This is a genomic window from Pseudomonas sp. LAIL14HWK12:I1 (genome assembly GCF_003202095.1).
Classification (GTDB): domain Bacteria; phylum Pseudomonadota; class Gammaproteobacteria; order Pseudomonadales; family Pseudomonadaceae; genus Aquipseudomonas; species Aquipseudomonas monteilii.
Window position 1 is genome coordinate 36,214 of the sequence record NZ_QJKG01000001.1, and the last position, 26,902, is coordinate 63,115.

Sequence of the window (26,902 nt, forward strand, 5' to 3'; positions counted from 1 at the left end):
CCGCTTTGCGGCCCCTACCACTGTCACATTATCATCACGCCACTGTCGTAATCTGCCGGCCAACTCTATGCCATAGGCCACCCGGCATGCTGCGCCTGCTTGTCTTGCTGCTCACCCTGCTACCGCTAGCGACCCCGGCCGAGCCCGCTCACCTGCGCGTCCAGGGCTCCAACACCATCGGCGCCGCCTTGCTGCCGGCACTGGTGCAGGGGCAATTGCGTGCGCAGCAAGCCACCGCCATCCAACAGCAACCGGGCAACGTCGCCAACGAGACCGTAATCACCGCGCAGGACGATCATGGCCAGCCAATACGCATCGATGTTGCCGCTCACGGGACCAGCACCGGTTTCATCGCCCTCGGCCGTGGCGACGCCGACCTGGCGGCCGCCTCGCGGCCGATCAACGACAGCGAATTGCATCAGTTACGTGCTCTGGGCGACCTGCGCGCTGCCAGCGCCGAACAAGTCATCGGCCTGGACGGCGTGGCGGTCATCGTCCACCCTGACAACCCGCTGCCACAACTGAACACCCAGCAACTGGCGCAGATTTTTTCCGGGCAGATCCAGCGCTGGGAACAATTGGGCATTGCTGGCGGCGCCATCCACCTCTATGCCCGTGACGACCGGTCCGGCACGTACGAGACGTTCAAGGCGCTTGTGCTGGAGCCGCTGCACGACGAACTATCAGCCAAGGCGCGGCGCTTCGAGTCCAGCGACGAGCTGGCTTCGCAAGTAGCCACCGACCGTCAGGCCATCGGCTTCAGTAGCCTGGCCGCAGTGCACGGTGCCAAGGTGCTAGCGGTGGCCGAAGGCGACGCACTTGCCATGCTGCCAGAGCGCGCGCTGGTGGCCAGCGAAGACTACCCGCTGTCACGGCGCCTGTACTTCTACCTGCCGGCCAACCCCAAGCCACAGGCCAAGGCCCTGGCCGATTTCGCCCAAAGCCCGGCTGGCCAGGCGATCGTTGCCCAGCAGGGTTTCGTGTCACAGCAGATCAAGGCTCAGCCGGTTCCGCCCCTGGCCGACATGCCGCCACGCTATCGCACCCTGGCCCAGAAAGCGCAGCGGCTGAGCGTGAACTTCCGCTTTCAGGAAGGCAGTGCCAGCCTCGACAACAAGGCACTGCGCGATGTGCAGCGGGTGGTCGAATACCTGCGCCAGGCCGGCAAGTTGCAGAGCAAGGCCGTGCTGGTAGGGTTTGGCGACCCCAAGGAAACGCCCGGGCGCGCTGCCCTGCTCTCCCGCCTTCGCGCCCAGGCCGTGCGCCGCGAGCTGGCACGCGATGGTGTCGAGGTGCTTGAGGTAACGGGCATGGGCGATGAACTGCCAGTGGCCGGCAATGAACTGGAGCAAGGGCGCCTGCGTAACCGTCGGGTAGAGGTGTGGGTGTATTGAAGGTGTGATTGCGGCCTTGGCAAAGAAATGTAACAGCTCCCCATTCGGCACCCATGGCAAACGGGTCTAGGCTCAAGTTCATGTGATACCGGGCCCCTCTGACGGCTGCCAAGCCGCCATGTCGGATCACTGTTGCCTTGCAACGTCGACATTCAAGGAGGGGCTCATGACAGCTCTGCACGCATTCCTCACCACCCCCGTTCTCGGTACCAGCGCCTGGTTGTGGCTGGTGTTCATGGCCATCGTCATCGGTTTGCTGGTGCTCGACCTGGGCGTGCTGCACCGGCACGACCGGGAAATCGAAATGCGCGAAAGCCTGCTGCTGTATTCGGGCTATTTCAGCGTCGGTGTACTGTTCGGCGCCGGCGTCTGGTACCAGCTGGGCGCCCAGTCGGCGCTGGAGTTCTACACCGGCTTCCTGGTCGAGCAGTCGCTGTCGATGGACAACGTGTTCGTCATGGCGATGATCTTCAGCTACTTCGCCATCCCCCGCCGCTACCAGCACCGCGTACTGTTCTGGGGCATCCTGGGGGTGGTGTTCCTGCGGGCGATCATGATCGGCGTGGGCGCGGCGCTGGTGCAGAACTTTGCCTGGGTGCTGTACCTGTTCGGCGCCTTCCTGCTGTTCACCGGGGTGAAGATGGCGCTGTCAAAAGAAGACAGCCGCCCGGACCTGGCCAACAACCCGATCATCAAGTTCGTACGCCGGCACATGCGGGTCACCGACCAGATCCACGGCTCGCACTTCTTCGTGCGCAAGACCCCGCCTGGGCACAGTAAAGCCCTGCGCTATGCCACCCCGTTGTTTCTGGCGCTGGTGCTGATCGAACTGGCCGACCTGGTGTTCGCCGTCGACAGCGTGCCGGCGATCTTCGCCATTACCCAGGACCCGTTCATTGTCTACACCTCCAACATCTTCGCCATCCTTGGGCTGCGCTCGCTGTACTTCGCGCTGTCGGCGCTGATGCACCGGTTCGTTTACCTCAAGTACGCGCTGGCGTTGGTGTTGATCTTTATTGGCTGCAAGATTTTCTACCACGGCATGGTGGGCAAGGTGCCGGCGTTGCTGTCGTTAGGGGTGACATTCGGGTTGCTGCTGGGTGGGGTGGTGGTTTCGTTGGTCAAGACCAGAGGACAGAAAGTGGCGGCCGAGTCTGAGCAACCGAATCCTGTTTCGAATGCGACCATGGCACGAGAAAAAGACGAAGACCCGCAACTGCGGGTCTGAGTTGCTGTGATGCAGCCTAACCAGGGTGGATTTTTTCCTAATCAATCCAACGATTTTTCCTAAGCAAGGTATGCGAGTGGTCTGATTGTGAACACAGGCACAGCTTCGCCAGCATGGTGACTTTCCGCACAAGGAGTGCTCCATGCAAAAGCTGTCTATTCCTGACCTTTCCCAATTTCGTATCAACCGCAAGCTGGTTACAGTCGTTGGCATCCCGATCCTGGCCGCTGGCGTACTCGCAGGAATGTTCAATGAAGTGTTTTTCTATAACGAAGCGGGTCAGATGACCCACGTACGTACGATCTTTGGCGAAGAGAAAGTGGTTGAAGACGTTGGCTACGCCACAAAATGGTTCGGCCGCAGTACAGCCTGGCGCCGTACCATCGGCGTCCAATCTTCCTTGCGCATGGACAACCCGGAAGACACTCGCGGCGGCCATCCGTCCATCACACTGGACAATCTGCCCATCGTGTTTCTGGGCAATGTCGATGCGAAGGCAGAATTCAGTACCCAGTTTCGCCTGCCTTCGGGTGAAGCCTTCTTGAAAATCGCCCAAGAATACCGCACGCCAGACAACTTCCTGCAACGTGCATTATTGCCGGCGGTAAAGGAAACACTGCAAGCCACGGCCTCACTGATGAGTGCCGACGATTACTATGCGGGTAACCGTAGTCACTTCGGTGCCGAGTTCGAGAATCAGCTGCGCAACGGCCTGTACTTGACCAGCCGCAAGGAGATCCGCGTTCAACGTGATAATCATCCGGCCCAAACCGCGATTCTGCAGGCTGGCACCGAACAGGGTAGTTTTGGGGACAACAGCGCTACGCGTTTCGTCATCGAAAAGAAGCTCGACAAAGATGGTCGGGAGTTGCGCAAGCAACAGCAATTCCGCCTGTTTGGCGTTGAAGTAGTCGACGCGCGGGTCACTCATATCGACCCCAACCCGCAGTATCAGCAACGTATGGTCCGCGTACAACAGGCGCTGGCCGAACTGGCCGTGGCTCGTCAAAACCGGCTCAAGGAAGAAGAAGAGAAGGAACTGGTCTCTGCTCGTGGTGCCAAGGACGTCGAGGCCAAACGTCAGGAAAGCCTGCGCCAGCAGATTGAACGTACCACCGAAGCCGAGACCGAAAAGCAGCTTGCGCTAATCAACGCGGAACGGGAGAAGCGGCGCGCCGAGATCGACAAACAGACGGCCGAGTTGCTTCGGGACAAGGCCCGTGTCACTGCAGAAGCGACCAAGATCACGGCCGATGCCGAAGCCTACGCCCGTGAGGCCACGCTCAAGGCGGATGGTGCCCTGCAAACCAAACTGGATGCGATGGTGAAGATCAACCGGGCCTGGGCAGAGGCTGCTGCAAGGGCGCCAGTGCCGAGCGTGATGATGGGGGGACCCGAATCAGGCGTTGGGCGGCAGGATGAAATGAGCAAGCTCATGAGTGTACTGGCTACGAAGGCCGCCAAAGATCTGGTGATTGACCTGAAAACCAAGTAAGCCCTCACCGGCCTCTTCGCGGCTAAAGCCGCGAAGAGGCCGGTGAGGGCTAACAACAATCAACGCCTGTCACCGCCCGCTGGTACGCAACATCTCCACCGGCACATACTTGCCAATCTCATACTTGCCAATTGCCGCCCGGTGCACTTCATCCGGCCCGTCAGCCAGGCGCAGGGTGCGTTGCATGGCGTACATGTAGGCCAGTGGGAAATCGCCGCTCACCCCTGCCCCGCCATGTATCTGGATCGCCCGGTCGATCACTTTCAAGGCCACGTTCGGCGCCACCACCTTGATCTGCGCGATCTCGCTGCGGGCCACTTTGTTGCCGACGGTGTCCATCATGTAGGCCGCTTTCAGCGTCAGCAGCCGGGCCATGTCGATCTCCATACGCGAGTCGGCAATCTTGTCGACGTTGCCACCCAGCCGTGCCAGCGGCCGACCAAAGGCGGTGCGTTCCACCGAGCGCTTGCACATCAGTTCCAACGCACGTTCGGCCATGCCGATCGAACGCATGCAGTGGTGGATACGGCCCGGGCCAAGGCGACCCTGGGCAATCTCGAAACCGCGGCCCTCACCAAGGATTACGTTTTCATACGGCACCCGCACGTTTTCGAAGAGCACTTCGGCGTGACCATGCGGGGCATCGTCATAGCCGAACACCGGCAGCGGGCGGACGATCTTCACACCGGGCGCATCGGTGGGCACCAGCACCATCGAATGCTGCTGGTGGCGCGGGCCTTCGGGGTCGGACAGGCCCATGAAGATCATCACCTTGCAACGCGGGTCGCAGGCGCCGGAGGTCCACCACTTGCGGCCGTTGATCACCCACTCGTCACCGTCACGCACGGCCGTGGCGGCCATGTTGGTGGCGTCCGAGGAGGCCACGTCCGGCTCGGTCATGGCGAACGCCGAGCGGATCTCGCCACGCAGCAGCGGCTCCAGCCATTGGCGTTTCTGCGCTTCACTGCCGTAACGCACCAGCACTTCCATGTTGCCGGTATCCGGCGCCGAGCAGTTGAACGGCTCCGGGCCAAGCAACGAGCGGCCCATGATTTCCGCCAGCGGGGCGTATTCCAGGTTGCTCAGGCCGGCGCCGTATTCCGATTCAGGCAAGAACAGGTTCCATAGGCCTTCGGCGCGGGCCTTGGCCTTGAGCTCTTCCATGATTGCAGTGGGCTGCCAGCGGTCGCCCTCGGCGACCTGGCGCTCGAACACCGCTTCGGCGGGGTAGACATAGGCGTCCATGAACGCAGTAACGCGCTCGCGCAGTGCCTGGACCTTGGGCGAATAGGCGAAATCCATCGGGGCTACCTTCACGGTTCGGGGTACATGGGCCAGAGCCTAGAGCAGCATGCGCCCATCCATCTAGTCTATTTTCCGCGTGTATAAACATTCATAACCGATATATGATCCGCCAATAACTCCAACAAAGAGCGGCGCCCATGAACCTCAGCAAGGTCGACCTCAACCTGTTCATCGTGTTCGATGCGATCTACACCGAAGCCAACCTGACCCGCGCCGGGCAGATTGTAGGTATCACGCAGCCAGCGGTGTCCAACGCCCTTTCGCGGTTGCGCGAAACCTTCAACGACCCGCTGTTCGTGCGCACCGCGCAGGGCATGGTGCCCACGCCCATGGCACAGAACATCATCGGCCCGGTGCGCAACGCCCTGGCGCTGTTGCGTACGTCGGTGCAGGAAAGCCGTATCTTCAACCCGCAACAAGCCAACAAGACCTTCCGCATCAGCATGACCGACCTGACCGAGGCGGTAATCCTGCCCCCACTGTTCCAGCGCCTGCGCCGCCTGGCGCCGGCGGTGCTGATCGAGAGTTTCCTGTGCAAGCGCCGCGAAACCACCAAGGAGCTCGCCGCCGGCCGCCTGGACTTCGCCATCGATGCCCCCCTGAACACCGACCCGCAGGTACGCCACGTCAAGCTGATGCAAGACCATTATGTCTGTGCCTTGCGCCAGGGCCACCCGCTGGCCGACAGCAAGCTGACCCTCGACAGCTACCTGGGCATGACCCACATCCATATCTCCAGCCGCCGTAACGGCCTGGGCTATGTCGACCTGGCGCTGGGCAAGATGGGCGTACAGCGCAAAGTGGCCTTGCGCTCGCAGCACTACCTGATGGCTTCGCAGGTATTGCAGCAAACCGACATGGCGATGACCGTGCCCGAGCGCTTCGCCCGCCGCCATCAGCTGCGCTATCACCCCCTGCCAGTGGAAGTACCCGCGCTCGAAACGCACCTGTACTGGCATGAAAGCACCGACCAAGACCCGGCCAACCGGTGGATGCGTGAGCAAATCACCGAACTGTGCGAACGCGTGGTGGCTGAGGAAGAAAGAGCCTCGGAGCCCGCCTGAAGATACGCACAAGGGATCGCTCATGGCCACCAAGGAGAAAAAAGTCCTACAAAGCTACAAATAAATAGGAAATCTATGTGGAGGCACCCAAAAATGCACTGTGGGAAGTAAAAAATTTCTCTCGGATGGCGGATACGCTTACTCCATCAATCGCCGATTTCACGGCGACAGACATGGACCTGCCTCAATGCCTAGCGCCCCGCTCTACTTTGATTACGCCGCCACCACTCCAGTCGACGACCGGGTCATCGAAACCATGCTCGCCAGCCTTGGCAGCCAAGCCAACTTCGGCAACCCGGCGTCCAGTGGTCATGCCTTCGGCCAGGCTGCCCGACAAGCCGTGGAGCAAGCCCGCCAGCAAGTGGCCGAGCGTGTCGGCGCACACGTCGAGCGCCTGGTCTGGACCTCGGGCGCGACCGAGTCCAACAACCTGGCGCTAAAAGGCATTGCTCAAGGCGCCGGCCAGCCTGGGCACCTGATCACCAGCCAACTTGAACACAAAGCCGTGCTCGACACCGTGGCCGAACTGGAGCGCCAAGGCTGGGCCGTTACCCGCCTGGCCCCGGATGCCGCCGGCCTGATCCAGCCCGCCAGCGTACAGGCCGCACTGCGCCCCGATACCCGCCTGGTATCGTTGATGGCGGTCAACAATGAGCTGGGCACGGTCACCGACTTTGCCGCCATTGGTGAGCAGGTGCGTGCCCACGGTGCCTTGCTGCACGTGGACGCAGCGCAGGCCGTGGGCAAGCTGGCCATCGACCTGAACACGATGGCCGTGGACCTGATGTCGTTTTCGGCACACAAGGTTTACGGGCCAAAAGGCATCGGCGCGCTATACGTCGGGCCACGCGCCCGTGCGCTGATGCGTGCGCAGATGCACGGCGGCGGCCATGAACAGGGCCTGCGCTCCGGCACCCTGGCGACCCACCAGATCGCCGGCATGGGTAGCGCTTTTGCCTTGGCCGGCCAACCCGGTGACAGTGAGTACCAGCACCTGGAACAACTGGCAAAGCGTCTGCGCGAAGGCCTGCTGGCCTTGCCCGGCGTCAGCCTGAACGGCTGCGCCAGCCAACGCATTCCCCATACCCTGAACCTGTGCATCGACAGCAAGGGCTTCAACAGTGCGGCGCTGGCCAATGAGTTGGCGTTATCGACCACCTCGGCCTGCAACTCGGCCAGCCATGCAGCCTCACATGTGCTGATGGCGCTGGGGCTGGACGAGCACCAGGCACGCAACAGTGTGCGCTTGAGCATCGGGCGCTTCAGCACCGAGGCCGAAGTGGACAAAGCGATCGACGTATTTGCCCGGGTACTGACAGCAGCATCCGCAGCGTTGTGGTAAGCCGCGCCCTGGCGCGGCCTGCCGCACGGCGTCACCGGGGCACCCAGCGCCCCGGTAACCTCACAGGAAGGTGAACACCTGCGACGCCGGCAAGCGTGACTTGTTCAGCCCGGCGTTAAAGTCCGTTTCAGCACGATAGCCCAGGCTGAGGATCACCACGCTGGTGAAGCCACGTTCACGCAGCCCCAGCTCGGCATCCAGGATCTTGCTGTCGAAGCCCTCGATGGGCGTGGCGTCCAGGCCATGTGCCGCAGCCCCCAGCAATGCAGTACCCAATGCCAGATAGGTCTGCTTCTCCATCCAGTGCTGCACGTCCTTCTGGTCATGACGGTGCAGGTCGACGTAGTGACGGCGGCTCTGGTTCTGCGCGGCTCGCGCCTGCTCATCGCGGAAACGGCCATCGGCAGCTTCCTGCTCGAGCACGGCATTGAGGTGCGCTTCGGGCATTTCGGTACGGGTGCAGAACACAATCACGTGCGAAGCATCGAGCAGTTTAGGCGTGTTGTAAGCAAAGCGCTCCGTGGTGCTCTTGGCCAGGCGGGCCTTGCCTTCGGCCGTGTCGGCGACGATGAAGTGCCAGGGTTGGGAATTGACCGAGGACGGGCTGTGGCGCAGTTGCTCGAGCAGGGCATCGACAGTGGACTGGGGAATGCGGCGCGAGGCATCGTAGGCTTTGGTGGTGTAGCGGCGCTTGGCCAGCGAGACGGTATCCATGCAACAACTCCGGAATGTACAGGGGATTTGCCGGGCATCTTATCTTTCCTGCCGCAAAGAAAAACCGGCACAATGCAGCAACACTTTCACACCTGGAGTGAAGATGCTGCGCATCACCGACCTCGAACTGTTCGTGCGCAGCAGCGTACTGGGCAGCTTCACGGCCGCCGCCCATGAAGCCGGTCTGCTGCCGGGGCAAGTGGCTGCTGCGATCAAACGCCTCGAACGCGACCTCGATGTGCGCTTGTTTGCCCGTACCACCCGTAGCCTGCGCCTTACCGCCGAAGGCGAGCGCTACTTGCCGACCGCCCTGAACGTGCTGGATAGCCTTCGCCAGGGGCGCGAAGACCTGCATGGCAACCCTGGCACCCTGCGTGGCACCCTTCAGGTGTCGGCGCCTTCCGACCTGGGCCGCAACATGCTGTTGCCCTGGCTGAGCGCCTTTCGCCGGGAGCACCCGGCCCTGCACCTGCGCTTCTTTCTGTCCGACCAGATTGCCGACCTGAACCGTGACCCGGTGGATGTGGCCATCCGCTATGGCCTCAACCAGGATGCCAACTACATCGCCCTGCCCTTGGCCAGCTGGAATCGCCGGGTGCTGGTGGCATCGCCCGAGTACCTGGCCCGCCACGGCCACCCGGTCACGCCCGAAGCCCTGCAAGAGCATGCCTGCCTGCTGTACATGCAGCACAACCGGGTCTACGACAAGTGGCGGGTGGGCAACCGCACCGTGCAGGTCAGCGGGCCGCTGGTCAGCGACGATGCCGACGTAATCCGCCGTCTGGCCCTGCAAGGTGAAGGCATCGTCTACAAATCGTGGCTGGACGTAAGCGCCAATATTGCAGCCGGCGAACTGCAGATCATCCTGCCCGAATACCTGGGTGAATCCGTGCCTGTAACCCTGGTTTGCCCACACCGCAAACAACTCACGCCTGCGGTGTCGCTACTGCACCTGTGGCTGCGCGACCACTTCGAGGTCCTGCGTGCTCGCGCACTGAACAAAGGTTGCACAATCGTCCCGGACTGAGTGCCAGCAGGCAGCGAGCAGAGCACAAAAATGCTCGCAACAGGTTGCACGCCACCACTGCTGCCCCAGCAGCACCCGCCCAGCACCCGACTGCTGCGCAACCTGCAACACCGCCGGAACAATCCAATAAAAACCATATATATCAATAAGTTAGAAAAATGGCACAGTCCCTGCTCTAGCCCTCCCCAACAACGCTTTACATACGGGGAGATCCACCATGCATCCGCTCAATCCACTGGCCCGCCAGATCAGCCTTGCGCTGCTGTTGGCCGGTACCGGCAGCCAGGCCATCGCCGCCGACGAAGACAACAAGAACGAACCCGCCCTTGAAACCGTAACGGTCACCGCTCAGCACCGAGAGCAGACCTTGCAGGAAGTACCGGTTGCCGTGTCGGCCATCAAGGGCACCAGCATCACCGCCGATGGCGTGCGCTCGATGGGCGACATTACCACCTTCGTGCCCAACGCCTCGGCCAAGAACCCCGATGGCGACGGTCGCCCGCGTTGGTATATCCGCGGTCTGGGCACCGGCGATACCGGCGCGGCAACCGTCTTCCCGGTGGGCATCTACGCGGACGATGTCTACCTCAACGCGCCCATCGCCGGTGGCGGGCCGCTGTTCGACCTGGAACGCATCGAAATCCTGCGCGGGCCGCAAGGCACCCTGTATGGCAAGAACACCACGGCCGGCGCAGTGAACGTGATCTCGAAGAAGCCCACCTTCGACACCGACGGCTATGGCACTGTCGGCTTCGGCAGCAAGAACGAGCGTATTGTCACCGGTGCCATCGGCGGTGCGCTGGTCGATGAAAGACTGGCCGGGCGAGTAGCGCTGTATTCCGAAGAGCGTGACGGTTTCCAGAACAACGACTTCGACGGCAACACCTACGGTGATGTGAACAAGAAAGCTATCCGTCTGCAGTTCCTGGCCCAGCTCAACCCGGACCTGGACGCCCTGCTCAAACTGCACAGCCGCCAGTTCAAAGGCGATGGCAGCAACGGCTCGCTGCCGGTTGGCCGCTACTACAACGTCGGCTACGAACGCCCGCACGGCCGCGATATCTCGCTGAACGTCAACGAAGACTATCGCCTGGACCACGACGGCGCCTCGCTGACCTTCAACTGGTACCTCGGCGATTACACCCTGACCTCGATCAGCGCCTACGACTACATCCGCAACCGCTCCACCAGCGATGCCGACTACACCCCCTACGAGGTCAACGGCGCGGCCATCACCGACAACAGCTACCGCCAGTGGTCGCAAGAGCTGCGCCTGGCCTCGCCGGAAGACCGCCCGCTGCACTGGCTGGTGGGTGCACACTACTTCCATGAAGACCTGGACAGCTCGGCGCAACGCATCGTCAACCCCGGGCCGACGCCCAACGGCACCGGCTCGAACCAGGTGGGCACCACCGCGTTCCGTGACCTGGGTTACGACCACCGCACCGACAGCTATGCGCTGTTTGGCAACCTGACCTACGACTTTACCGATGATTTCAGCGTCACCGGCGGCCTGCGCTGGACCCAGGAGAAGAAAGACATCGACCTGGACCTGGTGCAACTGACCCGCGCCACCGCCAGCGGTCCGCTGATCCCGCTGGGCGGTGTGGGCACCAACGGTAACCGCCAGGAAGACAAGACCTGGGAGGCCTGGACCTACGACCTGACGCCCGAGTACCGCATCAATGACAACCTGCGGGTGTTCTTCCGCTACGCCCACGGTTTCCGCTCGGGCGGTTTCAACACCGGGCTTTCGACCAGCCTGGCACAGCTGACCACGGTCGACCCGGAAGAGCTGGATGCCTACGAGCTGGGGCTGAAGTCGGAGTGGTTCGATCGCCGCCTGACCGTCAACGCCAACCTCTTCTACTACGACTACTCCGACATCCAGGTGAACCTGCTGACGGTGAACAACGGCGTGCTCACCACCGCACTGACCAACGGCGCCAAGGGCAAGGTCAAAGGCGCAGAACTGGAAATCGAAGGCCAGCCGACCGAGCGCCTGCACCTGCGCGCGGCGGTGTCGTTCCTCGACACCGAGTACACCGACTTCAAGAACACCAACCCCAACACCGGCGCGGTGACCGGCGACTACAGCGGCAACAGCTTCGTGCGTTCGCCGCGCAACGTGGTGTCGCTGGGTGCCGACTACACCATCCCGCTGGAAGTGGGGGGCAAGCTGGTGGCAGGTGGTGACGTGAGCTTCCGTGACAAGGAGTACTTCCTGGCCGACCGCCAGAGTAGCGCCGACGAAACCCTCAGCCAGCCCCACTACACCTTGGCCAACGCCCGCCTGAGCTGGTTCAGCCACGACGACAAGCTGAGCGTGACCGGTTTCGTCAACAACCTCACCGACCGCTGCTACCAGGTACACGGCCGGCCCAACGGCACCGCCGGGCAGTACGTGATCACCTATGGCGACCCACGCACCGTCGGGCTGAGCGTTACCAGCCGGTTCTAGGTTGCCCTTTCGGGCCTCGTCGCCGGCTCGCCGGCGATGAGGCCAGTACTGCCAATACATCATTCAGCAGGAACACCCATGCCCCACCACACCCCCTTGGCCAGCGCCATTGCCCTGGCCATCGCCGGCCTCGCCGTGCCCGCCTTCGCCGCCGAACCCAACGACCGCCTCGACACCGTGGTCGTGGTCGGTACCCACCGCAGCGACGTCACCGCCCTGCAAAGCGCCGCGCCGGTCGATGTGCTGAGCGGTGAAAAACTCCAGGAAACCGGCGCCAGCGACCTGTCCGCGGCACTCACCGCGCTTTCGCCCTCGTTCAGCTTCCCGCAGTCGCCCCAGGGCGCCTTTGCTGGCTCGATTGCCCAGGGCGCCTCGCTGCGCGGCCTGGCCTCGGACCAGGTGCTGGTGCTGGTCAACGGCAAGCGCCGCCACACCAGTGCCAACGTCACCCGCCAAGGCCTGGTCAACGCCCGTGGCGCGGCAGCCGTGGACCTCAGCTTGATCCCGCTGTCGGCCATCGAACGGGTGGAAATCCTGCGCGACGGCGCGGCCGCCCAGTACGGCTCGGACGCCATCGCCGGGGTGATCAACATCGTGCTCAAGGAGCGTGACGAAGGGGGTAACGCCGGCTACCGCTTCGGCGGCTACAAGAAAGGCGACGGCCTGCAACGCAAGCTCAGCGGCTGGAAGGGCTTTGCCTTGCCCAACGACGGCTTCCTGACACTGGCCTTCGACGCCGGCAGCCAGGACCCGGCGAGCGACACCCGCGACGACAACCGCATCTTCTACCCCGGTTCCACCAGCATCGACACCGCGCGCGAGCAGAACAACCGCTACCGCAACTGGCGCTGGGGTTCGGGCAATGTCTCGGACCAGTACAACTTCACCGCCAACGCCGAGATGGGTCTGAGCGAGGGGCTGAGCGCCTACGGTTTTGCCACCTACGCGCACAAGAATACGGATGCCGAGAACTTCTTCGACCCGCCCACCACGTTGCGCAACAACTACGGCAGCGTAGCCCTGGCGCGCTACCCGGACGGCCGCCTGCCGGTCACCCGCTATGGCCTGGAAGACTTTGCCGTCACCGGTGGGCTGCGCTTTGAAAACGAAACCCTGGGCAACTTCGACCTGGCGTTGAACTACGGCGACAACCGGGTCGATTCCACCGACCACGACGCGATCAACCCCAGCTGGGGCAGCGCCAGCCCATCGACCATCTACACCGGCCGCCGCGAAGCCGACCAGACCAACCTGACCCTGGACTGGACCCGCGACTTCGCCAACGGCTGGCTGTTCAAGCCGCTGACCATTTCCGCCGGGCTGGCCTGGCGCCAGGAAAACTTCGACCTCAGCGAAGGTGACGCCGCCGGCTGGTCAAACGGGCCGCTGTTCAACACGATCGACCCCATCACCGGCAGGCGCATACCCGGTTACTACTCGGGTATCACCCAGGTCGATGCCGTGTCGCTGGACCGCCGCGTGATCGGTGCCTACTTCGATGTCGAAGCCCAGCTGACCGAGAAATTCCAGGCCGGCGTCGCCGTGCGCAGCGAGCACTATTCGGACTTTGGCGACACCACCAACGGCAAGCTGTCGTTGCGCTACGACTTCACCCAGCAGATTGCCGCCCGCGCCAGCGCCAGTACCGGCTACCGTGCGCCCTCGCTGGTGCAGAGCGGGTTGTCGTCGTTCAGCGTACAGGTGGTGGAACAGCCCCCAGGCAGTGGCAACTGGGTGGAGGTGCAGCAGCGCACCCTGCGCGCCGACAGCCCGGAAGCCGCTTTGCTGGGCGGCAAGGCGCTGAAGCCGGAAGAGTCGACCAACTTCTCCGTGGGCCTGGTCTGGCGGCCGTTGCCCAATGCCTCGGTCACCTTCGACGCTTACCGCATCGACATCGACAACCGCATCACCCTGTCCGATCAGTTGCCGGCCTCGGTGGTGGGCCCGATCTTCGCCGGCACCCCCTATGCCAACATCCAGAGTGCGGCGTTCTATACCAACATCGCCGACACCCGCACCGACGGTTTCGAGTTGGCTGGCCATTATCAGCTGGACGTGGGCCGCTGGGGGCGCGTGGACTTCAACGGCGGCTATGCGCGCAACAACACCCGAATCACCGGGCTTGATGATGTGGGCAACATCCCCGGCAACCAGATCATCGGCCGCAATACCCAAGGGCTGATCGAGGACGGCACGCCCAAGGACAAGCTCACGCTCAGCGCCAACTGGCTGTATGACAACTGGAGCGTCACCGTGGCCCAGCGCCGTTATGGCGAGTGGAAAAACCGCAACGCCGCAAACCCCACGCTGGACCAGACCTTCAGCCCGCAGTGGGTAACCGACCTGGATGTGTCGTACCGCTTCGACCTGGGCCTGACCTTGTCGGCGGGCGCGATCAACCTGTTCGACAGCCACCCGGACAAGCTCAAGGGCGCGCAGTTGTATGGCGTGCCTAAATACTCCATCACCAGCCCGGAGGGGGCGCAGGGAGCGTTCTACTACACCAGCGTGAGTTACGATTTCTGATCTGAAACCGCCGCCCTGCGGTGATCATGGTGTCCCACGATAGTGAAGAGGCGCTGTACCTTGGTGGCCGGGTGATCATGCTTCCTGCGCACGTTGAGCCCGGTGCCAGCCCGCAACCGGGCAGAAGTACTGTGCTGGCCTGGCGGGCAACTACGGGCATTACGGGGCCCCCAGGAACGCTACGTTGAACGTGCGCTACGACTTCTAAGGCTCAGCACCTGTGGTACTGTCCAGCATCACCCCCAAGGAGCTTCACACATGGACGTACGCTGCACATCGATTGAAGACGTTCGCGCGCGCATCGACCACATCGATCAGAACCTGGTCGCCCTGCTCGCCCAACGCGGCCAGTTGGTGGCCCAGGCGGCCGCTTTCAAAAAGACCACCGATGACGTGCGCGCACCGGCGCGGGTCGAGCAGGTAATTGCCAAGGTGAGGGGGGTTGCCGAAGAAACGGGGGCTTCGCCAGAGGTGGTGGAGCGGGTTTATCGGGCGATGATTGCAGTGTTCATCGATGAAGAGTTGAGCGTGCATGCCAGTTTGGCCGGCAAATAAACCGGGGCTGCACAGCAGCCCCGGTATTTGAAGACAACACCTTACCCCTGGGCTCCTCAACCCGCCAAGGTGAAGTCCGCTGCCGTTACTGTGGTTGCATCCGCCACCCCTACCAGGCGGATGGAGTCGGTGGCGCCAATGCTGACCAGCGTATCGTCGCCAACATCGGCGATGGTGACGCTGGCGGCAAAGGTCGCCGCAGTGATGTTGAAGGCCGTGATATCCAGCCGGTCCTGGCCACCCACCGCGTTGCTGTCGAAGTTGATGATCAGGTCATTGCCGAAGCCAGCGGCGAACTGGAAGACATCATTGCCGTCAGTGGCCATCATCGTGTCATCCCCGGCACCGCCGTTGACCGTGTCGTCGCCAACATCACCGTTGAGGAAGTCGTTGCCACTGCCACCGGACAGGATATCGTTGCCAGCATCACCGAACAGCGTGTCGCTGCCTGTGCCACCGTTCAGAATGTCGTTGCCAAGGCCACCATCGAGGCTGTCGTTGTCGTCACCGCCGTTCAAGGTGTCGTTGCCACTGCCCCCCAACAGTTGGTCGCTACCTGCGCCACCGTTGAGTTGGTCGTTGCCAGCGCCTGAGGTGATGATGTTGTCCAGCGCGTTACCACTACCGCTGAAGTTACCCACCCCGGTATAGGTGAGGTTTTCAACGTTGGCACCCAAGGTGTAGCTGGTCAGCGCGGTACGCACAGTGTCCGTACCGGCTCCATTGGCCTCAATCACCAGATCCCCAGCATTATCCACCACGTAAGTGTCGTTACCGAGACCACCAACCAGGCGGTCGGCACCTTCACCACCATTGAGCTGGTCGTTGCCAGCGCCGCCGAAGAGGATGTTGTCCAGCGTGTTGCCACCACCGATGAAGTTGCCTACCCCGGTATAGGTCAGGTTTTCGACATTGGAGCGCAGGATGTAGCTGGTCAGCGTGGTACGCACGTCATCCGTACCGCCTCCCGCATTCTCGAACACCAGATCCCCTGCGTTATCCACCACGTAGGTATCGTTGCCGAGCCCCCCCACCAAGCGGTCGGCACCTTCACCGCCATTGAGCTGGTCGTTACCAGCGCCACCGAAGAGGATGTTGTCCAGCGTGTTACCACCACCGATGAAGTTGCCCGCCCCGGTATAGGTCAGGTTTTCGACGTTGGCACGCAGGATGTAGTTGGTCAGTGAGGTACGGACGTCATCCGTGCCGGCCCCCGCATCCTCGAACACCAGATCCCCAACGTTATCCACCACGTAGGTGTCGTTGCCGAGACCGCCTACCAGACGGTCGGCACCTTCACCGCCATTAAGCCTATCGTTGCCAGTGCCACCGAAGAGGATGTTGTCCTGCGTATTGCCACCACCGACGAAGTTGCCCACCCCGATGTACGACAGGTTTTCGAGGTTGGCACGCAGGATGTAGTTGGTCAGCGTGGTACGCACATCATCCGTACCGCCTCCCGCATTCTCGAACACCAGATCTCCAGCGTCATCCACCACGTAAGTGTCATTGCCGAGCCCCCCCACCAGCCGGTCTGCACCTGCGCCGCCATTGAGCCGATCGTTGCCAGCACCGCCGGTAATGGTGTTGGCCAGAGCGTTACCACCACCGATGAAGTTGCCCGCGCCGGTATAGGTCAGGTTTTCGACGTTGGCACCCAGGATGTAACTGGCCAGGTTAGTCTGCACCAGGTCGACGCCGCCATTGAGCGCTTCGATCACCGTGTCGCCGACGTTGTCGACCACGAAGGTGTCGTTGCCACCACCGCCGGTCATGGCATCCGCGCCAAGCCCGCCGTCAAGAACGTCATTGCCAAGCCCGCCAAACAGCTGGTCGGCGCCGTCCAGGCCCGAGATCACGTCATTGCCTGCACTCCCAATCAGGATATCGGCACCGTTGGTGCCGACCAGCGTCAACCCTGGTACTGCAGCAGTCGCCGCCGAGGTGAGTGTCTCCACGGTGCCGAAGGCATCGGTGTAGCGCACGATCACCTGCAATTGCTGGCCTCCCTGGTTGAGGCCTGGCGTGAAGGTGGCCGCAGTGGCGCCAACGATGTCGGTGAAGACGCCACCGGTACCTTGCTGCCACTGGAAGCTGAACGCCCCCAGCCCGTCAATGTCGGCAATACTGCCGGTGAGTGCCGTCAGCGTCTGCCCGATGTCTGGCGTGGTGTCGCTGATCAGCAGCGCACCGGTCGGGGCATCATTGACGTTGGCCACAGGGTCGAGGATGTCGGAGGCGATGCTTTCCTGCACACCAAAGTCATCCACGTAGCTGACCACCACCCGCATGTTCTGCCCCACTTGCGCCTGGGTCAGGACAAAGGTGCTGCTGATGGCGCCAACAATGTTGACCCAGCCCAGACCCCGGTTGGACTGCCACTGGAAGGTGAACTGCGGGTTGCTCAGGCCGTCGGCATCGACGATGGTTGCCGTGTTGGCCGTCAGTGTCTGGTTCTGCACCAGCAACCCGGTCACGGTCGGGCCAGCACTCGGCGCGCTGTTCGCCGACGAGTCGACGATTTCCAGCGTGCCCTTGGCGTCCTGATACACCGCGCGAACGCGGATGCTCAGGCCGGCCACGTCGTCCGTTACGCGGTAAGTGGTGCCAATGGCCCGCGAGACCTCCCCTGCGGCAACGAAGGTGATGTCTTCGTAAACCCCCGAACCCGGCAGCGTTTCGACTTGCCAGTAGTACGCTACCGGGCCGTTGACTGCACCGGTAGGGTTGGCCGCACTGACGTTGTCCGCATCGCGCACGGCCAGCGGTGTTACACGCAGCAGCTGACCACTGACGGGGGTATCGTCACGCAAACCGGTGGCCGCATCGAGAATCGCCAGGTGCCCCGTAGGGCCGGCGTTCACGGCAGTGCCCACACCCGACGCCTGCGAGCGGTCAGAGAACTGCAGCCGCTCGATACCGGTCAGGCGGTCGACACCATCACGCCCGGCCACCAGGTCGGTGACGATCACCGCGTTGCCATCGACCACCACGCTGTAGTCGGTGGCCACCCCCGAGAACACCGCCGTGTCATAGCTGTCGGTGCCATTGAGGATTTCCCGGATGATCACCAGCTGGCCCGGGTTGTAGGTGCCATTGAGCATCAGCGGCACCATCGGCTCCATGCTGTCGAAACTGGCGATTTCCGGGCCGGTGCCGTCGCTGTTGGCGCGCACGCTGATGCGCACGTTCAGCCACTTGTCACCGTCGAGGATGTCGTCGCCACCACGGCCTTCGATCAGGTCGCTGCCGCTGCCGCCGAGGATGATGTTGCCGCCATCGTAGAACGTCGCCCCGGCAGCCAGCAGGCTGGACAGGCCGTTGATCAGGTTGATGTTGGTCAGCACGCTGCCCGTGGCGCCATTGGTCGGCAGGCTGGCGGCGTCTTCGTTGTCACCGCGCAGGAAGTCGCCATGGGACGAGCCGGAAAGGCCTTCCATGATGTCGAAGCGCACCAGCGCCGACGCGCCCGAGCCCGGTACCGGCGGCACATCGAAGAAGCGGTCGCTGTAGTCGACGGTCACGCCCTGGGCCAGGTCCTTGAAGGTCGCCCAGTCGTAGCCGGAGCCGCCGATATAGCGGTCGCCGAAGCCCAGGCTGCCGACCATGATGTCGTCGCCGCCTTCACCGTTGAACTTGTCGTTCTCGTTGCCGCCGATGAACACGTCGTGGCCGATGATCGGGTCGTTGCCGAGTGGGTCGAAGTTGTCGCCAGGCGCACCGTCCGAGGTGCCCTTCTCGATCCAGTCGTCGCCTTCGTTACCCATATCCTGTTCGTTGGCCTTGCTGCCCAGGATAAAGTCGTTGCCCTGGCCGCCAATGGCTTCGGAAGCGTCCTCACCGGTGACGATGAAGTCGTTGCCGAAACCGCCGATGATCAGGTTGACGCCATTACCGCCGTGCAGCACATCGTTGCCGTCGCCGCCCTGGATGTTGTCGTCACCGCCCATGTCGCTGATGATGTCGTCGCCGGCGCCACCGCGCAGCTGGTCGTTGCCGTCGCCACCCTCGATGCGGTCGTTGCCGCCATCGCCCCAGACCGTGTCGTCACCCTCGCTGGACACCAGGATGTCGTCACCGTTGGTGCCGCCCAGCACGATGTGCTCGACACCGGCATAGCGGATGTAGTTGGTGTCCGGGCCAACCGTCAGCGGGCTGTCGCGGAACACCACCTGCTCGCCGTTCTCGCCCAGCGGGTCGGCATTGCCCAGGCCGTCGTTGTATTGCTTGCTCTGGTCCAGTTCCAGGTAGAAGCCCGGGTCGGAGAACACCAGGCCCGGCAGGTGGGTGGCCGAGGTGTTGGCCATGATCAGCTTGGCGAACGAGTTGCTCTCCAGCTCGGCGTTCATCGACAGGCCAGAGGTGCGCTCCAGGTAGTAGAAGCGGTCACCGTCCTGCAGTTTCTCCATCTGGTTTTCGAACACGAAGTTGAAGGTACTGCCGAGCATGCCGCCGAACGGGGTTTTCGCCTCGGCCAGGCCGCCGATCCACAGGTCGATGGCATCGACACCGGTCACGGTCACAGCCTTCAGGTCATCGGCCGTACCCAGCACGCCATCCTTGCCCGGCAGGGTCACATTGGCCCAGGCACCACTGCTGTTGAGGAAGTCCAGGCGATCGGCCGGCGCACCATCGCCGCCGAACACCAGGGCCATGGCCGCAGCGCGTTTTTCGAGCAGGGTGGTGGCACCGGTGATGCTGCTGTGGGTGCCGTAAGCCGCGATGAAGTTGATCAGCGACTCGGGGTGCTTCAGGTGCTGCACCAGGTCGACCCAGCTGGTGTACGGTTTGAGCTGGGTGTCGCCGGTTTGCCCGAAGATGTCGCGGCGCACAGCGTTCAGCGAGGGGATGCCGACATCCCGGCCACGGGCGATGTTGATCGCCGGCAGGTCGAGCGGCAGGCCAAGCAGGTTGTTGCGCAGCGCCTCGGTGACGAACTCGTCGATTTCGTTACCGGCCTGGCGAGTAACCCCGCGCACGATGGCGCTGGTGGCATCCTCGGGGGTGACGCCACTGGCGGCATACGCCAGCGGGTTGAGGAACGCCGCGATCAAGCCCAGTTGCTGTTCGGGGTTGGCGCTGGCCGGGTCCTGGATGACGTTGAAGTCGACGTCAAAGCGGTCGACAGTCTCGGTCAGCATCGAGTGGCCAAAGCGGTACACGGTGTGGGCGAACTCGGCCACGATTGACGCATCGAGGTCCACGTCATACACCTGGGTCGGGGCGAAGAACAGGTCGACCCGTGGTTGCACGGTACGGGCGAACTCTTCGAACACCAGGTGCTGATACTGCATCTCGGTACCGAACTTGGCCGCTTGGAACAGGCGTTCGCCGTTCCATACCAGGGCATCGATCTCGGCCGGGGTGACCGGCAAAGCGGTGACCGGGTTGAGCAGCCACTCATTGAGGAACGCCAGGTCGCCCGAGTCGAGCACGGTGTCCATGGTCTGCGCCACCAGCCGGTTGTGCTCGGCGTGGAAGACGGCATGCACGGCGGTCAGGCCGATGTTCTCGTTGACCCGGCCGTCGCCGGCAATGTAGTGCGCATCCAGCAGTTCGTTGTCGTAGGCCAGGTTGGCCCCGGTCTGCGGGTTGACGGGCACAGCGTTGCCGGCCACGTCGTCGGCATCCGGCGCCAGCACACCACCGCTGAACACCGGCACGGCATTGTGTGCAATGTCGGCGAGGAACTGGTGCCCCGTGCGCACGGCATTGGTCAGGTCGAGCGGCGCCAGCGGGTTGCCTTCGACCTGCTGGTCATCGGCCGTGCCGGCAATGCCGTCCAGGCCCTTCATCACCACCATCGGGTAGCCGTTCGGCCCCTTGATGAAGTTGCCGTAGGCGTCGGTGGCGAGCAAAGGCACGTTGTCGACGTCGGCGTCGGTCAGGTTGATGCCGAGCAGGTCGCGGGCCTGGGCCTTGACCACCTTCCAGGTGGCCATGCCACCGATTTCGGTGTCGTCGCCGGTGCCGAACTTGCCATCGGCGCCCAGGTCACGGTTGGTGATCAGGCGGCCTGTAGCGACAGGGCCATCATCGGTCATGATGTAGGCGCGCAGGAACACTTGGTGCGAGGGGTGCGAGCTGTAGGTCTGGTTCTGGTCCACGAACGGCGTGGTGGTGTTGGTGTGCTCGTGAATGTCATCGGCGTTGCCGAGGATGCCATCCGGCCCTGGCAGGTTGGTGGCACGGGTTACCACCATGAAGTTGGTGAAACCACCCTCCACGTACAGCGGGTCATCCGGCTGCAGCGGGATGTAGATGGTACCCGAGCCGCCCTTGGTGACCAGGTCCAGACCATGGTCGAAGAACTGTCCGAAGAAGGTCATCCACGCGTTGAACGGCGCGGACAACCCGGCATCGGCTGCAGTGTTTTCGAACAGGTACACATCGTGGTCGTCGGTGGTGCCGAACTGGCCATCCATGCCGGGGCTGGCAACGATGCGCACGCCGTCCTTGAGCACATCGTCGTTGCCTGGCGTGCCGAAGTTGAGCACGCCGTCCGCGCCCGGGTCATACGCGGTGGCATAAGCCGCCGGGTTGTTGGAGGTCTGGTCGACCACCAGGTTACTGATGGTACGCGGCTGCGAGTCGAACACCGGGCCGCTGGTTTGCTGGTACGACGTCCCCGGAATGGCTGGCGAGCCAGGCCCGAAGAACCCGGCCGGGGCACCCTCTGCCGGGTTGAATACCGGGTCGGTCACGCGTGGGAAGACGTTGTCGGCGGCACCGAACTGGGTGTTGTTGGTGCCGTTGAGGTTCATCAGGTTGTTGTTCGAGCCATCTACCGCACGTAGCCCCAAGGGCGCGCGGATGTTGGGGATCAACGAAAGGATGTCCTGCCCGGCGGCATCGGCTTCGGCGATCTTGATCTGGGCCAGGATGAAGTTCAGGTCGGAGCGCACCATGTGCAGCCCTTCCCCCCCAGCGGTGGCATCCACGACCGGGGTGGCCGGCGTCGGCACCACCGGTGCGCCCGGCTGTACCACGGCCGTGGGCTGCGAGAAGAGCACTTCGGTAGTGCCATGGGCGTCCTGGTAGATCGCCTTGACCCGCAGGCTTAGCCCGGCCAGGTCTGGCGATACCTTGAACGACGTACCGTCGGCGCTCTGGAACGCCAGGTCGCCGGCCGGCAGCAGGATGATGTCCTGGAACACACCACTGCCCGGGTCGGCCTCGAACTGCCAGTAGTACGAAACCGAACGGTCGGCAAGTGTGCCGGTCAGGTTGCCCGCGCTGACGTTGTCGGCGTCGAGCACGCCCGCCACGCTCACTGTCAGCATGTCACCCACAGTGATCGCACCGCCGTTGCCATCGAGCACGGTCGGGCTGCCGGTGGGTTGCGCGTTCACCCCTTCCACCAGCACGCGCTGGCTGTCGGCGAACTGCAGGCGTTCGATGTGCAGGAGGGTATCCACGCCATCGCGGCCGGCCACGGTATCGGTCACCGTCCACACGTCATCGGCAACGTCAGCCGTGCCTTTGGTGTTCTGGGTCACCACATATTCGCTCTGCACCCCCGCGTATATGGCAGTGTCAAAGGCCGCGCCGCCGGTCGAGGTACCCGGCAGGATTTCCCGCACGGCTTTGAGCTGACCTGGGTTGTAAGTGCGGTCGAGCATGAACGGGATCATGTCGACCATGCTGTCGAAGCTGGCGATCTCTGGCCCGGTGTGGTTGACGTCGCCTGGGGCATACACCGCAATGCGCACGTTCAGCCATTTATCGCCATCGATCAGGTCATCGCCGCCACGGCCTTCGATCAGGTCGCTACCATTGCCGCCGAGCATGATGTTGCCGGTGGCAAAGCCGGTGGTCGGCAACCCGGCATCGGCCAGGAACTGCTGCAGGCCGCGGATCAATGCCACGTTGGTCAGTGCGCTGCCGGTGGCACCGCCATGGTTGAGGATGGTCACGGCATCGACGTCATCGCCCTTGAGCACATCGGCGTAGTTCGAGCCGGACACCCCTTCCACCTCGGCGAAGCGGTCGAGGATGCTGGCCGGCGAGGCGCCGACCGGGTTGAATACCCCGGCGTTCTGGTTTGGTGCATTGCCATGGGGCTGGGCCAGCGCGGCCAGGCTCAGGTCAACGGTAACGCCGACCTTGTCGTTCTTGTTGGTGATCCAGTCGAAGCCGGACATGCCGTCCATCTTGTCCTGGGCATCGCTGCCGACAAAGATGTCGTCGCCGCCTTCACCGATCATTTCATCAAAACCACCGCCCCCGACGAAGATGTCGTTGCCGACCACCTCATCACCCAGCAGCGGCGCAAAGTTGTCGCCGGGCGCACCGTCCTGGGTGCCCTTCTCGATCCAGTCGTCGCCCTCGTTGCCGGTGGGTGGCAGGTTGGTCTTGGCACCGAGGATGAAGTCGTCGCCCTGGCCGCCGAAGGTGGTGGAAATATCCTCGGTGGTGATGATGAAGTCCTGACCGTCGCCGCCCAGAATCAGGTTGCCGGCCACCAGCATGCTGCCAGCGACGATCACGTCGTTACCGGCGTTGCCCTCCAGGCGGTTGTCGCCGAACGAGTCGGTGATGATGTCGTCACCTGCACCGCCCAGCACGGCATCGTTGCCAGCACCACCTTCAAGCACGTCGTCGCCGGCATCGCCGTAAACGGTATCGTCACCTTCGCCGGAAATGATGATGTCGTTGCCGGCAGTGCCGCCCAGCACCACATGGTCTTCACCGGTGTAGTGCAGGAAGTTGCTGTCGGGCCCAACAGTGTCAGGGTTGTCGCGAATCACCAGCGGTACGATTTCCACGCCGTTGATTTCGATGCCGCCCGTTGGGTCGGCCTTGCCGTCGGCCCCCAGCCCGGTGAACTGGTTGGCCTGGTTCACTTCCAGGGTGAAGGTGGGCGTGAGGAACACGGTGTTGGACAGGTGGGTGACGTCGGAGTTGGCCATGATCAGCTTGGCAAAGGAGTTGTTCTCCAGTTCCGTGCCGAAGTTCATGCCCGCCGTGCGCGACAGGTAGTAGAAGCGGTCGCCGTTCTGCAACGCTTCCAGCTGGGTTTCGAAGACAAAGTTGAAGCTGGAACCCAGCATGCCGCCGAAGGGCATTTTTTTCTCGGCCAGGCCGCCGACCCAGAAGTCGATGGCATCGACACCTGTCACCGTCACGCCGGCAATGTCGTCGGCCGTGCCGGCGATACCGTCTTTGCCGGCCAGCGTCACGTTGGCATAGGCGCCGGTGCTGTTGAGGAAGTCCAGGCGATCGGCAGGCGCGCCGTCGCCGCCAAGCACCAGCGCCACTGCGGCGGCGCGCTTGGCCGCTTCGGTGGTGGCCCCGGTGATGGTGGCGTGGGTGCCGTAGGCGGCGATGAAGTTGATCAGCGACGCCGGGTGCTTGAGGTGGTCGGCAAAATCGACCCAGCTGATGTAGGCCTTGAGCTGGCTGTCACCGGTTGCGGCATAGAACTCGCGGCGCGCCTCGTTCAGGCTGGGGATACCGGTGTCACGGCCACGGGCGATGTTCAGCGCGGGCAGGTCCAGCGGCAGGCCAAGCAGGTTGTTGCGCAGCGCCTCGGTGACGAACTCGTCGATTTCGTTGCCCAGCTGGCGGGTCACGCCGCGAATGATCGCACCGGCTGCCTCGTCGGCGGTGGCACCGCTGCCGGCGAAGGCCAGCGGGTTGAGGAAGGCGGCAATCAGGCCCAGTTGCTGATCCGGGTTGGCGGGGTCGCCCGACACCGGGTTGAAGTCGGGGTCGAAGCGGTCGACGGTTTCGGTCAGCATCGAGTGGCCGAAGCGGTACACCACATGGGCGAACTCGGCGAGGATGGCTGGGTTGATCGACGTGTCGTAGCCGTTGGGGGCGAGGAACTCGTCGATCTGCGGCTGAATGGTGCGCGCGAACTCTTCGAACACCAGGTGCTGGTACTGCATTTCGGTGCCGAACTTGGCGGCCTGGAACAACCGCTCGCCGTCCCATACCAGTGCGGCGATGCCGGCTGGCGTGGTGGGGATGGCGGTGACATCGTCGATCAGCCACTCGTTGAGGAACGCCAGGTCACCGGCGGCCAGCAAGGTGTCCTTGGTCTGCTGCACCAAGCGGTTGTGCTCGGAGTGGAACACATGGTGCACGGCAGTAAGGCCGATGTTTTCGTTCACCCGGCCATCACCGGCGATGTAGTGGGCGTCGAGCAGTTCGTTGTCGTAGGTCAGGTTGTTGCCGCCTGGGCCAACTGGCTGGGCGTTGCCTACTGCGGTGTCGGCATCGGCCTGCAACACACCGCCCACCACCACGGGCGCGGCGTTGTGGGCAATGTCGTCAAGGAAGCCATGCCCGGTGCTCACGGCGTTGGCCAGGCTGATCGGCGCGTTGCGGTCGCCTTCGACCAGTTGGGTGACGTCGTCGGCCGTGCCGGCAATACCATCGGCGCCATTGTTCACCCGCATCACCACTTGCGGCATGCCGTTGGGCCCACGCAGGAAGTTGCCATAGGCATCGGTGGCCAGCAGCGGCACGCTGTGCACGTCGGCGTCGGTCAGGTTGATACCCAGCATGTCACGGGCCTGAGCCTTGACCACCGCCCAGGTGGCCATGCCGCCATTCTCGCTGTTGCCATCGTCAGCTGTGCCGAACTTGCCGTCCGCGCCCAGGTCGCGGTTGGTGATCAACCGCCCGGTGGCCACCGGGTCGCCTGCGGCATTCAACGCATATTCGCGCAGAAACACCTGATGCGAGGGGTGCGAGCTGTAGGTCTGGCTCTGGTCGACGAACGGCGAGGTGGTGTTGGGCTGGCTATCGTCGGCCGTGCCCACTACACCATCGGCACCGGCGGTACGTACGGCACGTGAAAGCACCATGAAGTTGGTCGGGCTGCCAGCCACGAACAGCGGATCGTCGGGGCGCAGCGGAATGAACACGATATCGGTGCTGCTCTTGCTCACCAGGTCAAGACCGTGGTCAAAGAACTGGCCGAAGAAGGTCATCCAGGCGTTGAAGCCAGCCGTCAGGCCCACGTCGGGCGAGACGTTGGGGATGAAGAACACAGGCTTGTCATCAGCGGTGCCGAACACCCCATCGATCCCCGGGCTCATCACCGGAGCAGCACCGCCATTGGCCTCGACCGCAGCCGGGTTGTTCGCCGTCTGGTCGACGATCAGGTTGCTGATGGTGCGCGGTTGTGAATCGACGACATTGCCGGTGCCCACATAGTTGGCGCGGTAGGAGGCATCGAGCAAGCGCAGGAACGCGTTGTCAGAAGCGCCGAACTCGCTTTGCCCGGCGACCAGGTTGTTGAAGCTGCCATCCACGGTGCGCAGGCCGAACGGCACCTGACTGTTGGGCAGCAGGTCGATCAGGCTGGCGCCATCTGCGTGGGCTTCGGCGATGAAGATCTGTTTGAGGATGAATTCCAGGTCTGACTTGCTGAAATTGGCCATTTCAATTGCCCTCGATCATTCAAGAGAAATCACAGGGCAACAGGGTCCTTCCCGCGCCCAGTCAGTGTTGACGTGCGCAGTATCTGGTTCTTTTTTAAGGGCTCGGCGGCTCAATGCTGTTGTGTTGGCGCCTCAGCCTCATTACTCGAAAGCCGGCCCCACCGCTCCGGGAGGGCCTGTTAACCGTGCGATACAGGTGTAACGCACGTGCATCGACCCCAGCTTGCACAGGGCCCGAATACTTCAGACTAAAGTCGCAGGGCAAAAGCTTGTCAATATCCCGTCAAAAAAATCGTTCGATGATGATAATGCGATGCAAATAGCTGTTTTTCTGGCACTTATAAAAAGTTCAAAGTATTAATAGAGCAAAATGATATTACCGAATGTTTCGTTGC

At 62.9% G+C, this 26,902-nt stretch carries 12 protein-coding genes; 9 read left to right on the forward strand and 3 right to left on the reverse strand.

Going from position 1 to position 26,902, the window contains the following annotated elements:
- Nucleotides 1–86 precede the first annotated feature (86 nt).
- From D906_RS00220 to D906_RS00230, 3 genes are all read left to right on the forward strand, one after another.
- Nucleotides 87–1,394: a substrate-binding domain-containing protein gene (locus tag D906_RS00220; RefSeq protein WP_027614988.1), complete on the forward strand. Its 1,308-nt coding sequence runs from the start codon at nt 87–89 to the stop codon at nt 1,392–1,394.
- A 166-nt stretch (nt 1,395–1,560) separates the two neighbouring features.
- On the forward strand, nt 1,561–2,622 hold the full coding sequence (locus tag D906_RS00225; RefSeq protein ID WP_019099494.1) for a TerC family protein: 1,062 nt from the start codon (nt 1,561–1,563) through the stop codon (nt 2,620–2,622).
- A 142-nt stretch (nt 2,623–2,764) separates the two neighbouring features.
- Complete coding sequence (locus tag D906_RS00230) at nt 2,765–4,117, forward strand: SPFH domain-containing protein (RefSeq protein WP_019099495.1); 1,353 nt, start codon at nt 2,765–2,767, stop codon at nt 4,115–4,117.
- Between the two features lie 69 nt (nt 4,118–4,186).
- Here the strand turns inward: D906_RS00230 and D906_RS00235 are convergent, their stop codons facing one another.
- The gene (locus D906_RS00235; protein ID WP_019099496.1) at nt 4,187–5,419 is read right to left on the reverse strand and encodes an acyl-CoA dehydrogenase; all 1,233 of its coding nucleotides are present in this window, start codon (nt 5,417–5,419) and stop codon (nt 4,187–4,189) included.
- A 140-nt stretch (nt 5,420–5,559) separates the two neighbouring features.
- On the opposite strand from D906_RS00235, the gene D906_RS00240 reads away from it, so the two are divergent.
- Both D906_RS00240 and D906_RS00245 read left to right on the forward strand, forming a co-directional pair.
- Complete coding sequence (locus D906_RS00240; protein ID WP_019099497.1) at nt 5,560–6,486, forward strand: LysR family transcriptional regulator; 927 nt, start codon at nt 5,560–5,562, stop codon at nt 6,484–6,486.
- 187 nt (nt 6,487–6,673) lie between these two features.
- Nucleotides 6,674–7,828 (forward strand): cysteine desulfurase family protein, encoded by a 1,155-nt coding sequence (locus D906_RS00245; RefSeq protein WP_019099498.1) that lies wholly within the window; start codon nt 6,674–6,676, stop codon nt 7,826–7,828.
- A 60-nt stretch (nt 7,829–7,888) separates the two neighbouring features.
- Here D906_RS00245 and D906_RS00250 read toward each other — a convergent pair whose 3' ends face one another.
- Nucleotides 7,889–8,542 carry an oxygen-insensitive NAD(P)H-dependent nitroreductase NfsB gene (locus D906_RS00250; protein ID WP_019099499.1) on the reverse strand — a complete coding sequence of 218 codons (654 nt, stop codon included), beginning with the start codon at nt 8,540–8,542 and terminating at the stop codon, nt 7,889–7,891.
- A gap of 103 nt (nt 8,543–8,645) precedes the next feature.
- On the opposite strand from D906_RS00250, the gene D906_RS00255 reads away from it, so the two are divergent.
- The 4 genes from D906_RS00255 (at nt 8,646) to D906_RS00270 (ending at nt 15,111) form a co-directional block, all read left to right on the forward strand.
- Entirely contained in the window at nt 8,646–9,569 is a 924-nt protein-coding gene (locus D906_RS00255) for a LysR family transcriptional regulator (protein WP_027614989.1), read from the forward strand.
- Nucleotides 9,570–9,786: 217 nt separating this feature from the next.
- Nucleotides 9,787–12,030: a TonB-dependent receptor gene (locus D906_RS00260; protein ID WP_027614990.1), complete on the forward strand. Its 2,244-nt coding sequence runs from the start codon at nt 9,787–9,789 to the stop codon at nt 12,028–12,030.
- 78 nt (nt 12,031–12,108) lie between these two features.
- Nucleotides 12,109–14,556: a TonB-dependent siderophore receptor gene (locus tag D906_RS00265; RefSeq protein ID WP_027614991.1), complete on the forward strand. Its 2,448-nt coding sequence runs from the start codon at nt 12,109–12,111 to the stop codon at nt 14,554–14,556.
- 258 nt (nt 14,557–14,814) lie between these two features.
- Entirely contained in the window at nt 14,815–15,111 is a 297-nt protein-coding gene (locus D906_RS00270; protein ID WP_019099503.1) for a chorismate mutase, read from the forward strand.
- A 56-nt stretch (nt 15,112–15,167) separates the two neighbouring features.
- On the opposite strand, the gene D906_RS00275 is transcribed toward D906_RS00270, so the two are convergent.
- Entirely contained in the window at nt 15,168–26,507 is an 11,340-nt protein-coding gene (locus D906_RS00275; protein WP_050587733.1) for a peroxidase family protein, read from the reverse strand.
- Nucleotides 26,508–26,902 lie beyond the last annotated feature (395 nt).